Annotated in this window: 13 protein-coding genes; 11 read left to right on the forward strand and 2 right to left on the reverse strand. The window is 33.6% G+C overall.

Annotated features, from left to right (window positions below; genetic code table 11):
* The first annotated feature begins 19 nt into the window (after window positions 1–19).
* The 5 genes from FLACHUCJ7_RS03945 (at window position 20) to FLACHUCJ7_RS03965 (ending at window position 8,125) form a co-directional block, all read left to right on the forward strand.
* Entirely contained in the window at window positions 20–3,196 is a 3,177-nt protein-coding gene (locus FLACHUCJ7_RS03945) for an efflux RND transporter permease subunit (RefSeq protein ID WP_180907978.1), read from the forward strand.
* 222 nt (window positions 3,197–3,418) lie between these two features.
* Entirely contained in the window at window positions 3,419–5,878 is a 2,460-nt protein-coding gene (locus FLACHUCJ7_RS03950; RefSeq protein WP_180907979.1) for a TonB-dependent receptor, read from the forward strand.
* A 58-nt stretch (window positions 5,879–5,936) separates the two neighbouring features.
* A complete protein-coding gene (locus tag FLACHUCJ7_RS03955) occupies window positions 5,937–6,269 on the forward strand; it encodes a hypothetical protein (RefSeq protein WP_180907980.1) in 333 nt (110 codons plus the stop codon).
* A gap of 2 nt (window positions 6,270–6,271) precedes the next feature.
* Window positions 6,272–6,574, forward strand: a complete 303-nt coding sequence (locus tag FLACHUCJ7_RS03960) for a hypothetical protein (RefSeq protein WP_031454080.1) — start codon at window positions 6,272–6,274, stop codon at window positions 6,572–6,574.
* 3 nt (window positions 6,575–6,577) lie between these two features.
* Window positions 6,578–8,125, forward strand: coding sequence for a PepSY-associated TM helix domain-containing protein (locus FLACHUCJ7_RS03965; protein WP_180907981.1), 1,548 nt, complete (start codon window positions 6,578–6,580; stop codon window positions 8,123–8,125).
* An 80-nt stretch (window positions 8,126–8,205) separates the two neighbouring features.
* Here FLACHUCJ7_RS03965 and FLACHUCJ7_RS03970 read toward each other — a convergent pair whose 3' ends face one another.
* Both FLACHUCJ7_RS03970 and FLACHUCJ7_RS03975 read right to left on the reverse strand, forming a co-directional pair.
* Window positions 8,206–8,553 carry a toxin-antitoxin system YwqK family antitoxin gene (locus FLACHUCJ7_RS03970; protein WP_031454078.1) on the reverse strand — a complete coding sequence of 116 codons (348 nt, stop codon included), beginning with the start codon at window positions 8,551–8,553 and terminating at the stop codon, window positions 8,206–8,208.
* Between the two features lie 206 nt (window positions 8,554–8,759).
* On the reverse strand, window positions 8,760–9,755 hold the full coding sequence (locus FLACHUCJ7_RS03975) for a TlpA family protein disulfide reductase (protein WP_180907982.1): 996 nt from the start codon (window positions 9,753–9,755) through the stop codon (window positions 8,760–8,762).
* Between the two features lie 159 nt (window positions 9,756–9,914).
* Here FLACHUCJ7_RS03975 and aspS point away from each other — a divergent pair, with 159 nt between their 5' ends.
* From aspS to FLACHUCJ7_RS04005, 6 genes are all read left to right on the forward strand, one after another.
* Window positions 9,915–11,666 carry an aspartate--tRNA ligase gene (gene aspS, locus FLACHUCJ7_RS03980; RefSeq protein ID WP_180907983.1) on the forward strand — a complete coding sequence of 584 codons (1,752 nt, stop codon included), beginning with the start codon at window positions 9,915–9,917 and terminating at the stop codon, window positions 11,664–11,666.
* A gap of 321 nt (window positions 11,667–11,987) precedes the next feature.
* Complete coding sequence (locus FLACHUCJ7_RS03985; protein ID WP_007137066.1) at window positions 11,988–12,182, forward strand: cold-shock protein; 195 nt, start codon at window positions 11,988–11,990, stop codon at window positions 12,180–12,182.
* A 241-nt stretch (window positions 12,183–12,423) separates the two neighbouring features.
* Window positions 12,424–12,789, forward strand: coding sequence for an NADH-quinone oxidoreductase subunit A (locus tag FLACHUCJ7_RS03990; RefSeq protein ID WP_031454075.1), 366 nt, complete (start codon window positions 12,424–12,426; stop codon window positions 12,787–12,789).
* 89 nt (window positions 12,790–12,878) lie between these two features.
* Window positions 12,879–13,427: an NADH-quinone oxidoreductase subunit B gene (locus FLACHUCJ7_RS03995; protein WP_031454074.1), complete on the forward strand. Its 549-nt coding sequence runs from the start codon at window positions 12,879–12,881 to the stop codon at window positions 13,425–13,427.
* Window position 13,428: 1 nt separating this feature from the next.
* Complete coding sequence (locus FLACHUCJ7_RS04000) at window positions 13,429–13,950, forward strand: NADH-quinone oxidoreductase subunit C (protein ID WP_180907984.1); 522 nt, start codon at window positions 13,429–13,431, stop codon at window positions 13,948–13,950.
* A gap of 21 nt (window positions 13,951–13,971) precedes the next feature.
* Complete coding sequence (locus FLACHUCJ7_RS04005) at window positions 13,972–15,210, forward strand: NADH-quinone oxidoreductase subunit D (protein WP_110305960.1); 1,239 nt, start codon at window positions 13,972–13,974, stop codon at window positions 15,208–15,210.
* Window positions 15,211–15,253: the final 43 nt, after the last annotated feature.

A 15,253-nucleotide genomic window follows, 5' to 3' on the forward strand; every position in this document is an offset into this window, starting at 1 on the left:
ATAGCGTAAAGCAACAAATATGAAATTAGCCGAAATATCCATAAAACGTCCGTCGTTGGTAATTGTATTGTTTACAATTCTGACACTTGGTGGATTATTCAGTTACAGCCAACTGGGCTACGAGCTGATCCCAAAATTTGAACAAAATGTTATTACCATTTCTACAATTTATCCGGGAGCTTCTCCAAGTGAGGTTGAGAATACGGTAACAAAGAAAATTGAAGATGCGATTGCGTCCTTAGAGAATATCAAGAAAATTGACTCAAAATCTTACGAGAGTTTGTCTATTGTGTCCATTACTTTGACTTCAAATGCAAAGGTTGATTTCTCTATGAATGATGCGCAGCGAAAAATAAATGCAATCATTAGTGATTTACCAGATGATGCTGAAACGCCTGCATTAACCAAATTCTCGTTGAGTGATTTACCAATTATGACAATTGGCGCCAATGGAAAAATGGATGAAGCAGCATTTTATGACTTAATTGATAAAAAAATTGCGCCTATTTTATCTCGTGTACAAGGTGTCGCACAAGTAAATATTATTGGTGGTTCAGAACGTGAAATTCAGGTAAATCTGGATGCGGTAAAAATGCAGGGTTACGGGCTTTCAATCCCTCAGGTTCAGCAAACTATTTTGTCTTCAAACTTAGATTTCCCAACAGGTAACATTCAGACCCGTGATCAAAAAATATTAATTCGTTTAGCGGGTAAATATAAAAATGTAGAGGAATTAAGAAACTTAGTGGTTTCATCTCAAAACGGAATTCAAATTCGTTTAAATGATATTGCTGACGTTCAGGATACACAGAAAATAGCTGAAAAAATATCACGTGTTGATCAAAAAAGTGCGATTGTTTTACAAATTATTAAACAATCAGATGCGAATGCGGTTGCCGTAAGTGAGCAATTACTAAAAACAATTGCAATTCTTGAAAAAGATTATGAAAAAAACAATTTACAATTAGAAGTAGCAAAAGACAGTACAATTTTTACTTTGGAAGCTGCAGATTCTGTAGTTCACGATTTATTAATAGCAGTAATTCTGGTGGCTCTCGTAATGTTGTTCTTCCTGCACAGTATTAGAAACTCATTAATTGTAATGGTTTCGATTCCGGCATCGCTAATTGCAACTTTCATAGGTATTTATTTAATGGGATATACTTTGAACTTAATGAGTTTATTAGGATTATCTCTGGTGGTTGGTATTCTGGTCGATGATGCTATTGTGGTTTTGGAGAATATTTACAGGCACATGGAAATGGGTAAAAGCCGAATTCGTGCATCATATGACGGGACTGCCGAAATTGGTGGTACTGTAACTTCAATTACATTGGTAATTGTGGTGGTATTCCTGCCTATTGCGATGAGTTCCGGATTGGTTTCTAATATCATTACGCAATTCTGTGTTACAGTAATTATCTCAACACTGTTATCACTTTTAGCCTCTTTTACTATTATTCCGTGGTTATCATCTCGTTTTGGGAAATTAGAACATATTGAAGGAAAAAATTTATTTGGAAGAATTATTCTTGGTTTTGAAAATTATTTAACACGTTTTACAGACTGGGTTTCTCACTTATTGACATGGTGCTTAGATCATTATGTGAAAACTCTTATCGTAGTACTTGTTTTGTTCTTTGGATCTACAATAGGATTAATGGGCGGAGGTTTCATAGGTGGTGAGTTTTTTGCTGCGTCAGATAGTGGTGAGTTTTTAGTTCAGATCGAAATGCCTAAAGACGCTTCGTTAGAACAAACTAACTTTATGACACAAAAAGCAGAAGCTTTTTTGAAAACGCAAGAATATGTTCACAGTCAAATCACAACAGTAGGACAAACTAGTGAAGGTCTTGGAGCATCGCAAGCAACGGCTTACAAAGCAGAGATTGATGTTAAAATGATTGAGCAAAAAGATCGTACAGACGGGGCTTCTGTATACGCTGCTAAAATCAAACGTAAATTAGAAAAAGTATTAGTTGGTGCCAAAGTTAAAACGGTTCCGGTTGGTATTTTAGGAACTGCAGATAACGCTACTTTAGGTTTGATCGTAACAGGTCCTTCAACGGAAACTGCAATGGCTTTTGCTAAATTAGCTGAAGCAGAATTACGTAAAATCCCCGGAACAACAGAGATTAAATTAACCGTTGAAGATGGTAATCCTGAAATCAATGTTAAGGTAGATCGTGATAAAATGGCTGCTTTAGGATTGACTTTACAAACAGTTGGTTTAACGATGCAAACTGCTTATAGTGGAAACACAGATGGTAAATACAGAGCAGGCGAATACGAATATGATATCAACATTAAGTATAATGCTTTTGATCGAAAAAGTATTACAGATGTTAGTAATTTGATTTTTATTAATTCAGCCGGACAACAAATTAAATTATCCCAATTTGCAACTATTACAGAAGGTTCAGGCCCAAGCCAGTTAGAGCGTAGAGACAAAACGGCTTCGGTAACAGTACAAGGACAAAACGTTGGGGTTGCTTCAGGAACAATTGTTACCCAATGGCAGGAAAAATTAGATAAGCTTAAAAAACCAGTTGGTGTAAACTATATTTGGGGAGGTGATCAGGAAAATCAAAGTGAAGGATTTGGTACCTTAGGAATCGCTTTATTAGCTGCAATTATTTTAGTTTATTTGGTAATGGTTGGTTTATATGACAGTTTTGTTCATCCTTTTGTAGTACTATTTGCTATACCATTATCCTTTATCGGAGCAATGTTAGCTCTAGCTTTAACAAACAATACGTTAAACATCTTTACGATATTAGGTATCATCATGTTGATTGGTCTGGTGTGTAAAAATGCGATCATGCTTGTCGATTATACGAATCAAAGAAGAGCTGCCGGAGAATCAATCAGAAAAGCTTTAATTCAGGCAAACCACGCTCGTTTGCGTCCGATTTTGATGACGACAATTGCGATGGTATTTGGTATGTTCCCAATTGCATTGGCATCAGGAGCTGGAGCTGAATGGAAGAACGGTTTGGCATGGGTAATTATCGGAGGATTAATTTCTTCTTTATTTCTAACCCTGATTGTGGTTCCGGTAATTTATAATATTATGGAGAAAATAATTCAAAAATTCTCTAAAGGAGATAAAATCGATTATGAAGCTGAAATGGTAGCTGATTATGAGCACACTGAGTTAAGTGAAGACGGTTTTAATCCTAAACATACGCATTAGTTAATTGTTGATTTGTAATTTTAAAAAGCCTGTTCATTAATTTGAACGGGCTTTTTGCTTATCCCAATGTTAATTTTTTGCTTAAATTACTTAAGATGTTAATTTTTTAAACAATTATAAGTTTTAACCTTTTAAAATAATTTATTTAGAATAAATAAAAATAGTTTGTATAGTTGATATTCAACGCTTAAATTTGCACTATCAAAAACAATTCTAAATAACATGAAAGTAAGATTTACAATACCACTATTAGGTTTATTTTTTATTTTGTTAACTGGTACATCAATCAGTGCACAAGAAAAAACAACTATAAAAGGTAAAATAACTTTAAACAATAATGAAACTCCAGAAAATATTTCTGTCATATTAAAAGGTACCCGTTTAGGTACTATTACGGACGAAGCTGGAAATTATAAAATAAAAAACGTTAAACCAGGATCTTACACCATTAAAATATCTGCCGTTGGACATTCTACTAAAGAAAAAAACATTGTTGTAATTGAAGGTCAGGAACTTATTGAAAACTTCACTATCAATTCAAATTCAGAAGAACTAACAGAAGTGGTTATAAACGGAGGAAAAACGAATCATTTTGCCCGTAAAGAGAACCAACAAGTATCAAGATTGCCTCTTAAAAATCTTGAAAACCCACAAGTATATACAACTATTACAGGTGAAGTTTTAAAAGAACAAGTTGTAACAAATTTTGATGATGCTTTAAAAAATGCTCCGGGTGTAACGCAGCTTTGGGCTTCAACAGGCCGTGGCGGCGATGGCGGAGGTTATTATGCTTTAAGAGGTTTTCCTGTTCAGCCTACAATGGTTAACGGATTACCTGGTCTAACAAACGGAAGTTTAGACCCTGCAAATGTTGACAAAATCGAAATTATAAGAGGTCCATCCGGAACCTTATTTGGAAGCAGCTTAATCTCATACGGAGGATTAATAAATACTACTACAAAAAAACCATACAAAACATTTGGAGGGGAAATAAATTACACTGTTGGAAGTTATGGGTTAAACCGTGCTACTGTTGATCTAAACACACCTTTAAACGACAAAAAAACTTTAAATTTCAGAGTAAACTCAGCATACAATAAACAAAATAGTTTTCAGGATGCAGGTTTTAGAGAATCGTTTTTTATTGCTCCATCATTATCTTACGAAGTAAATGATAAATTATCATTCTTAGTACAAACTGAATTCATGAGTAATGAATCTACAAATCCAACAATGTTATTTTTAGATAGAGGAGCTCCCTTAAGAGTTCATAATATTGAGGAACTAAAATATGATAACAACCGCTCTTATACCAGTGATGAACTAACAATTAAAACTCCTTCATTTAATATTCAGGCTCAGATGAATTACAAACTTTCTGACCAGTGGACATCACAAACCGTTTTCTCAAATAGTACAGCAAAATCAGATGGAAATTATGCCTATTTGTATGAAGTAACCAATTCAAAAAATCCTTCTTTAATTCCACTGGTATCCCAAATAACTGATGGAATTGTTCTGTATCGTCAATTTAGTTACCAGGACAATGAAAATAAAAGTACTGATGTCCAGCAAAACTTTATTGGCGATTTCAAAATAGGAAGTTTGAGAAACAGACTGGTTGTTGGTTTAGATTATTATAAAAGAACAGCTGCAGACTATAGTTCGGGTTATTTTGGAAATGGATTCATTTATATAGGAGATGATTTGGCTTCTTTCAATGCTGTTTTTGGTCCTTCAAACGGAGATACAGGTGATTTGACTAAAGAAGGGTCTGATGCAATTGTAGGGAATAGCCAAAGAAATAATAGTAAAACTAAGCAAGAAGTTTACAGTGCCTATTTTTCAGATGTATTAAACATTCTTCCAAATTTATCAGCGATGGTTAGTTTACGTGCCGATCGTTTTATGAATGCTGATAATGACGCATACAATCAAACCGCTTTTTCTCCAAAATTCGGAATTGTATTTCAGCCCATTTTAGATCAGGTATCCGTTTTTGCTAATTACATGAACGGATTTTCTAACGTAAGTCCTTCTGCTGATGTCAATGGTTCTGTTACAACACTAAGAACATTTGGCCCTGAGCATGCAAATCAATTCGAAGTAGGAACAAAACTGAATCTCTTCAAAGACAAATTTTATGCTACTGTTAGTTACTACGACATTAAGGTAACAGACAAAGTTTATGGCGTTAGACCTAATGCTAATGATGTGACTTATTATCAGGATGGAGCTCAGGAAAACAAAGGTGTAGAAGTTGAAATTGTTGCCAATCCTGTTAATGGTTTAAACATTATTGCCGGATACAGCTATAATGAAGCCATTTTAACAAAAGGAGATCCTGACTTTGTGGGATTCAGATCTGAAGATGCAGGGCCTAGAAATCTGGCAAACCTTTGGGCCAGCTACAAATTTACAAGCGGTATCCTAAGAGGTTTTGGTTTAGGTTTTGGAGGAAATTATGTTGGTGACAATATGATTATGCATAGAGCTACTGCAGGAACATTTACAATTCCGGAATACACTGTTCTAAATTCATCTTTGTTTTATAATACTGAAAAATTTGGCGTAACAGTTAAACTAAACAACATTGAAAACAAAGAAATCTATGATGGATGGTCAACTGTTCATCCTAAAGATCCTAGAACTATTGCTGCAAGTTTTACATACAGATTCTAAATAAACACCAAAAAACACCTTTCTCCTCAAACAGAAAGGTGTTTAAAATTATAAAATTATGATAACAATAGCCAGTCTTGTACTTTTTTTAGCTTTTTACACCTTATATCATACTTCAAAAAAAGCTGTTTTATCGTATGATTTAGGTTTTGAAAAATGGATGCAGAAAAATCCGAAACAAACCAAAATTACCGGATTAATTTTGCTTCTTTCTGCCTATGGTTTTTGGCTTTTTACAAAATCATTATGTTGTGGTACTTTAATGTTTTTTATTCAGCTAATGGCTGTTGGAAGCTTAATTGTATTATTATCCCCACTTAAAAAAATAAGCCGTTCAAAACTATTCATTCTTTTTATAATAATTGCTTTATCAGAATTTTATTACGCTTAAACATGCCAGCAAATCCTAAATACTTAACACAATCTAAATGGCAACGGTTTGCCAAAATTACAGCTGCCATTCTGGGTGGTTATTTTGTTTCGATTACTTTTCATTTAGCTTTAGCTTCATGGCTCAACAGGGCAAACATTCTTATCACAATGGCTTTTAGTGGTTTTATCCTTTGGGTAGCACTTATGGTTGTTGCTTTTTTAGCCAAAAACGGATGGAAAATATGGCTGATTTATATACTCCTTTCGCTAGTTTTTTCTCTTTTAATCTATTTAGGGCAAACGTATAATTCAATCGTACAATAAACTATGAGTAATCGTAATTATAATATTTATTTTCATACACATACTGTTAGCGGAATTGTTATAAGTGTAGTCCTTTTTATAATATTTTTTGCAGGTTCGTTTTCTTTTTTTAGGGATGAAATAATCAATTGGGAAAGAAATGAATCAACTTCTATATCAAGAGAGATTGATTTAAACTATGATGCTGCCTTAAAAAAAATAGATAAGGAGTATGTCTTACAGGGCAGAAACCTTACCTTCTCCAAACATAGCAATGAAAGAAGAGTTAGTGTTTATCTAGAAGGGACTAAAGATACTTTAGCCCCGGCAAAACTAAAAGAAGGAGCTTACTTTACCATAGATACCAAAAACTATAAAACATCAACTTATGAAGAATCTTATTCATTGGGAGAGTTTTTATACAGACTTCACTTTTTGGCTCAGATTCCTTATCCTGTGGGATATTATCTTTCAGGTTTTATAGCTTTGTTTTTCTTATTTGCAATTGTAACCGGAGTTTTATTGCATTGGAAAAAAATCGTGTCTAATTTTTATGTTTTTCGCCCAAAAGAAAAGCTTAAAACATTATGGACTGATGCTCACACAGCATTAGGAATGATTGGTTTACCTTTTCAGTTTGTTTATGCGGTAACAGGTGCTTTTTTTATGATTAAGCTTCTAATAGTAGCCCCGGCTGTAATGGTACTTTACAAAGGCGACCAGGATAAATTATACAAAGAACTTGAATATAAGGATCCTGAATATAAGTTTGATAACAAAAAATTAGTATCTCCTTATAGTATTGATCAATTAGTTACAAAAGCAAAAAACAATTGGAAAGATTTTGAAATAACCCGTGTTATGATTCAAAATTATGGAGATACCAATATGCATGTTATCGTAGAAGGTGAATTATTAAGCACCAAAAAATTTACAGGAATCGGAAAAGTAGTTTACCATATTTCTGATTCAAAAGAAGTTGCAAAGAAAAATCCTGAAACGGAAAACAATTATTTAGATGCTGTAAAAAATGTTTTGTACCGCATCCATTTTGGTGATTATGGTGGATATGCCTTAAAAATAATAAGTTTTGTTTTAGGCATTATAACCTGCTTCGTTATTATTTCGGGAGTAATGATTTGGTTAGTTGCAAGGAATAAGAAAAATATGCCTGAAAAAAAACGACGTTTTAATGAAGGTGTGGTCCGAATTTATTTGGCTATTTGTTTAAGCATGTATCCTATTACGGCATTGGCTTTTATAGCTGCTAAACTGTTTCATCCTTTAACTCAGTCTAATTTATACAGTATTTATTTTATTGGATGGTTATTGCTTACAATCTTTTTTATCATCAAAAAGAATGATGCTTTTACCAACAAATGGTGTTTAATCTCAGGAAGTATTTTAGGTTTGTTAATCCCGATAACAAATGGAATAATTACAGGAAATTGGTTTTGGAATTCTTTTATACAAAACCAGATTCAGATTTTCTTTATTGATGTTTTTTGGATTGTTCTGGCTTCAATTACACTATATGTTGCTTTTTCATTAAAACCAAAAGAAAGCAACTAATTGTGACAATTAATTAATTGAACAAAAAAGGGAGAAAATTTTGTAAAATTTTCTCCCTTTTTTCATTAACTAAAATTATATTAATTTCTATTTGCTATAATCTTTTCTTCTAAGCTTTTAACTGAATTAATTTTGCTGTTTGAATAATCTACCTGGCAAATGTTTTTGTCATTAAAGAAAATCCATTTTCCACTTTTCAAGCCATCTTTGTATTCAGCGATAGCTTTCTTATTTCCGTTCTCGTCATAAGACACCCAAACACCATCTAATTTACCTTCTTTAAAAAAACCTTCCTGTTGTACTTTACCATTTTCATAATAATAAGTAGCTCTTACTTTGTTTCCAACAGCTTCCAACTCAGGTTTTGTCTCTTGTGCAACTAAAATTCCAGAGAACAATATTGCAACTAAAATTACACACTTTTTCATATCTTTAGGTATTAATGTTATCAAATCTTTATCAAATATAATTAAATGTTTACATTAAAAAAACTTTTGCTTAACAATTTGGTAACATTAGATAAAAGCTTAACATTGGAAATCAACCGAATATAAAAAAACCAACGCTGAAGCATTGGTTTTACTGGTATTTTTAAAAATAAACAAATTACGACAACGTTGTAAATTTGGAAGAATTATTTCAATAAAGCATCTAGCTGGGTTTGCAATGTTGCAGATGATGGTCTGTCGGCATCCGGATTTATAATATTACCGTTTGGATCAATTAGTATAAATCTTGGGATTCCATTTACACCATAACTTGTTACAAAATCAGATCCCCAGTCTTTGTCAGCAAATAACTGAACTCCGCCTAAATTTTTATCCGTAACAAATTTCTTCCACTTGTCATGATCTTTTGCTGTATCAATTGAGATGCTTACAAATTCAATATTTTTTCCATGATATTTTTCTTCAATTTTTTGCAGAAAAGGAATTTCAGCTCTACAAGGCCCGCACCATGTTGCCCAAAGATCAATGTAAACATATTTCCCCTTTAAATCTGAAAGTTTTGTTTTACCTCCTTTATAATTTTCATAATCAAAATCAGGTGAAGGTTTTCCTTTGAGTTTATTCGTTTTAGCATTGCTTTCATAAGCCTGTGCCGCATACTGATTAAATTGTGCAAATGAATTTTTTAATGCAGTCTGAAAATCTGCATCATATTTTCCTTTTTCCAGCGTTTCATTATCCCATTTTTTCTTTGCCTCCAAAAGTGTAGCAAATTCAGCTTCATCTTTAGAAAAAGCTTCATTTTGAAATTTTTCATTGTTTAAGGAATATTGAGCCAGAAAATTACTTTCGTCTACCCCTTTTCCTTTATAAACAATCGTTTCATCAAATTGCTTGGCATCCATAGTCAAATTCACCTCAGAATTAGGTTTTAAATACAACCCTGAAACTTCATGACCGTCTGAAAATTGATAAAAACCTTTTGGAGCTTCAAAGGTTGCATCAAAAATTCCTTTCTTATTAATTGGAATGACTTGTTTAAAATCATTTGCTCCTCGGATAACTAAAGTATCACTGTTTCTATTCGCAATTTTCGCAGTAAATTTTATTTGACTCTTTGTTTGGGCATTAATGTTAAAAACACTAAACACAATTAAAGCTAAAAGAAAAACTTTTTTCATAATTGACAATATTTTATTTTGAGTAGACCAAATCTAAAGAATTTCTATGTGAGAAAATTAGCCGTTAACAAAATATTTCAATTTTATAAGCATCAAGTTATTACTTTACTATATTAATTTGAATTTTGTGTTTACTTTTGCAATCTAAAATTTTGATCAATGTATAGAAGTCATAATTGTGGCGAATTAAATGCCTCAAATATTAATACCGAAGTTACACTTGCAGGCTGGGTTCAAAAATCACGCGATAAAGGATTTATGAATTGGGTTGATTTACGTGACCGTTACGGAATTACACAACTTATTTTCGATGAAAGCCGTACCGATAAAAACGTTTTTGAATTGGCAAAAACACTGGGAAGAGAATTTGTAATTCAGGTAAAAGGAACAGTTATTGAGCGTGAAGCCAAAAACAAAAATATCCCGACTGGTGAAATCGAAATTTTAGTTTCCGAATTAACGATTTTAAACGCGGCTTTAACGCCTCCATTCACAATTGAAGATGAAACGGACGGTGGTGAAGATATCAGAATGAAATATCGTTATTTAGATATTCGTAGAAATCCGGTAAAAAACAGCTTGTTATTCCGTCACAAAGTGGCAATGGAAGTTCGTAAATATTTATCTGATTTAGATTTCTGTGAAGTTGAAACACCTTACTTAATCAAATCAACTCCTGAAGGAGCGAGAGATTTTGTTGTACCAAGCCGTATGAACGAAGGTCAGTTTTATGCTTTGCCGCAATCTCCACAAACTTTCAAACAATTATTGATGGTAGGTGGAATGGACAAATATTTCCAAATCGTGAAATGTTTCCGCGATGAAGATTTACGTGCAGACCGTCAGCCTGAGTTTACACAAATCGACTGCGAAATGGCATTTGTGGAGCAAGAAGATATTCTGAATGTTTTTGAAGGATTGACAAGACATTTATTAAAAGAAATTAAAGGTATTGAAGTAGACAAATTCCCAAGAATTACTTACGACTATGCCATGAAAACATACGGAAATGACAAACCGGACATTCGTTTCGGAATGAAATTTGGTGAATTGAATGAATTTGCACAGCACAAAGAATTCCCAGTTTTCAATTCAGCAGAATTAGTTGTCGGAATTGCTGTTCCGGGAGCAGGAAATTATACTAGAAAAGAAATCGACGGATTAATTGACTGGGTGAAGCGTCCACAAGTTGGCGCGTCCGGAATGGTATATGCAAAATGCAATGACGACGGAACTTTTAAATCATCTGTAGATAAATTCTATGACCAGGAAGATTTGGCAAACTGGGCAAAAGCAACAGAAGCAAACCCTGGAGATATGATTTTCGTCCTTTCTGGTCCTGCAAATAAAACACGCGCTCAGCTTTCAGCACTTCGTATGGAACTGGCAACTCGTTTAGGATTGCGTAATCCTGAAGAATTTGCTCCGTTATGGGTGGTAGATTTCCCATTATTGGAGCTTGACGAAGAAAGCGGTCGTTACCACGCAATGCACCATCCGTTTACATCTCCAAAACTGGAAGATATGACACTATTGGAAACAGAACCCGGAAAAGTTCGTGCAAACGCTTACGATATGGTTTTGAACGGAAACGAAATTGGTGGAGGATCTATTCGTATTCACGATAAAGCAACGCAGCAGTTAATGTTCAAATATTTAGGATTTACCGAAGAAGAAGCAAAAGCCCAATTTGGATTCTTAATGGATGCATTCCAGTTTGGAGCACCGCCACACGGAGGATTAGCTTTTGGTTTAGACAGATTAGTTGCTATTTTAGGAGGTCAGGAAACTATTAGAGATTTTATAGCTTTCCCTAAAAACAATTCAGGTCGCGATGTAATGATCGATGCACCTGCTGCCATTGACGATTCACAATTGAAAGAATTATCAATTAAACTGGATTTAAAATAATTGTAAACTATTTTAATAAATATATAAAGAGTGACAATTAAATCTGTCACTCTTTATATATTTTACTAAAACTTATTGTAAGAATTTCAAAAAATTAAATTTTTAATAAGTAGTCCGTTTATTACAATAAAATTAGTACTGAAATTGCTTTATCCTTAATAAATGAATCTTAAATCAAAGAAATCCATATGAATTTTAATATAATTTAAGCACAGAAAACACTGTAAATCAATAATTTTTACAAAAAATTAACACCTTAGTGTCTTTTGTATGAATTTATATATTACATTTGCTTTATTATAAATTATTATTACAATTACAATGCGTACAGGTACAGTAAAATTTTTCAATGAGTCTAAAGGTTATGGATTCATTACAGACGAAGAAACAGGAAAAGACATCTTCGTTCACGCTTCAGGAATTAACGCGGAAGAATTACGCGAAGGTGACCGTGTAAGCTACGAAGAAGAAGAAGGAAGAAAAGGGAAAGTTGCTGCTAAAGTAGCAGTAATCTAAGAAAAATATAGCAATTTATTTTTTTTGCCTCTGAATGGTTTAAAACGTTTCGATTTATTTCGAAACGTTTTTTTTTGCTTTCTTGTTAAAAAAAATACAAAAGTCTGACCTTTTATTTATAATCAATAAAAATTACACTTAATCCATATTACACACTAAACTTAAATCATTTTTTAGTTTGTGATTTACAGAGTTGAAAGCTATCTTTGTGGCTTATTTTTTAAGTAAAAAACCTAAGTTTATGCAATCTGACCAATACAGTTATCTTCCTATTTTAATGCAGCTTATCTTAGCTGTTGGTTTTGTAGTGGGAACTATCATTATTTCCGGAAAATTAGGCCCAAAAAGAACTTCTGAAACAAAAGATAAAAACTTCGAATGCGGTATCGAATCTGTAGGTAACGCCCGTATTCCTTTTTCAGTAAAATATTTTCTTGTAGCCATTTTATTTGTATTGTTTGACGTAGAGGTGATCTTCCTTTATCCATGGGCAGTAAACTTTAAAGAATTAGGAATTGAAGGGATGTTAAAAATGATTGTTTTCATGTCTCTTCTTTTGGTTGGTTTTTTCTATATCATCAAAAAGAGAGCATTAGACTGGGAATAAAAAATATTTATTTTTAAATTATAAATGCTGAATTATAAATTATTTGAACATTCAAAATTTATAATTCAAAATTCAAAATAACATACAAAATGAGCGATTCAAATGTAAATATGGTTGCCCCTCCTGAAGGTGTTGTAGGTGAAGGTTTTTTTGCCACAAAACTAAATGACGTTGTAGGTTTGGCACGAGCGAATTCTCTTTGGCCATTGCCTTTCGCAACTTCATGTTGCGGAATCGAATTTATGGCAACTATGGCATCACATTACGATTTGGCACGATTTGGTTCTGAGCGTGTGAGTTTTTCTCCTCGTCAGGCTGATATGTTAATGGTAATGGGAACTATTTCTAAAAAAATGGCACCAATTTTAAGACAGGTTTACGAACAAATGTCTGAACCTCGCTGGGTTATTGCTGTTGGAGCCTGTGCTTCATCAGGCGGAATTTTCGATACTTATTCGGTTTTACAAGGAATTGACAAAGTAATTCCGGTTGACGTTTATGTACCGGGATGTCCTCCAAGACCGGAACAAATTGTTGACGGCGTAATGAAACTTCAAGAATTGGTAAAAAGCGAATCTGTGAGACGAAGAAGCTCTCCGGAATACCAAGAATTATTAGCTTCCTATAACATTTCATAAGATGGCTTTAGAAAACAACCTTATTCAGGATAAACTTGTAGAAACATTTAATGAAAATGTTTTTAACTTTCAACAAGAAAGAGATATTTTTTCACTGGAAACCTCTGCTGATAAAATTACAGCCCTGATTCTTTTCCTGAAAAATGACGCCGATTTACGTTTTCACTTTTTAACCGATTTATGCGGTATTCACTATCCAGATAACGAATCAGAGCGTCAGTTTGCCATCGTATATCATTTGCATAACTGGTACGAAAACAAACGCCTTCGAATTAAAGTTTATCTAAATGGCGAAAAACCAGAAATCAAAACTATCTCAAATATCTTCTTAAGTTCAAACTGGATGGAAAGAGAAACATACGATTTCTACGGAATCAATTTTATTGGCCACCCGCAATTGAAACGTATTTTGAATATGGATGAAATGGTTTCTTTCCCAATGAGAAAAGAATTTCCAATGGAAGACAGTGGAAGAACTGATAAAGATGACCGATTCTTTGGAAGAACAACAACAAATTGCTAAATAAGTAATTCAACATTATAAATGTCAGAACTATTATTATCACCAGAGCATCGATATGCTAAAATTATAAAGGATAAACTAAACGAAGACGGAAGCGAGCTTTCAGTACTGAATTTAGGCCCTACTCACCCAGCTACTCACGGTATTTTCCAAAATATTTTGTTGATGGACGGAGAAAGAATTCTGGAAGCAGAACCAACTATTGGTTACATACACAGGGCTTTCGAAAAAATTGCAGAAAACCGTCCTTTTTACCAAATTACGCCTCTTACAGACCGTATGAACTATTGCTCTTCTCCTATCAACAACATGGGATGGTGGATGACTTTAGAAAAATTATTAGGTATTGAAGTTCCTAAAAGAGCACAATATCTGAGAGTTATTGTAATGGAATTGGCTCGTATCACAGATCACTTAATCTGTAACTCAATTTTAGGGGTAGATACTGGTGCTTATACCGGTTTCTTATACGTTTTTCAATTTAGAGAAAAAATCTACGAAATCTACGAAGAAATTTGTGGTGCCCGTTTGACAACCAATATGGGAAGAATCGGTGGTTTTGAAAGAGACTGGTCTCCCGAAGCGTTTAAAAAACTCGACAAATTCCTTGAAGAATTTCCAATTGCCTGGAAAGAATTCGAAAACTTATTCGAAAGAAACAGAATTTTTATTGACAGAACGGTAAACGTTGGAGCAATCACAGCAGAACAGGCAATGGCTTACGGATTTACAGGACCCAACTTACGTGCTGCCGGGGTTGATTACGATGTTCGTGTTGCACAGCCTTATTCTTCTTACGAGGATTTCGATTTTATTGTTCCTGTTGGAAAATCGGGGGACACTTATGATCGATTCTGTGTTCGTAATGCCGAAGTTTGGGAAAGTTTAAGCATTATTCGTCAGGCACTGGAAAAAATGCCGCCCGGAAATGAATATCATGCAGAAGTTCCTGATTATTATCTTCCTCCAAAAGAAGACGTTTATACTTCAATGGAATCTTTAATTTATCACTTTAAAATTGTAATGGGAGAAGTTCCTGTACCAGTTGCAGAAATTTATCACCCAGTTGAAGGTGGAAATGGAGAAATCGGATTTTATTTAGTAACTGACGGAAGCAGAACACCTTACAGATTACATTTCAGAAGACCTTGCTTTATTTATTATCAGGCTTATCCGGAAATGATCAAAGGCGCATTACTATCAGATGCCATTGTTATTTTGTCAAGCTTAAATGTTATTGCCGGAGAATTAGATGCATAAAATGAATTATAAATTTTGAGTTATAAATTATAAATGCCGAAAA

The organism is Flavobacterium salmonis, from assembly GCF_903819435.1.
GTDB lineage: Bacteria > Bacteroidota > Bacteroidia > Flavobacteriales > Flavobacteriaceae > Flavobacterium > Flavobacterium chungangense.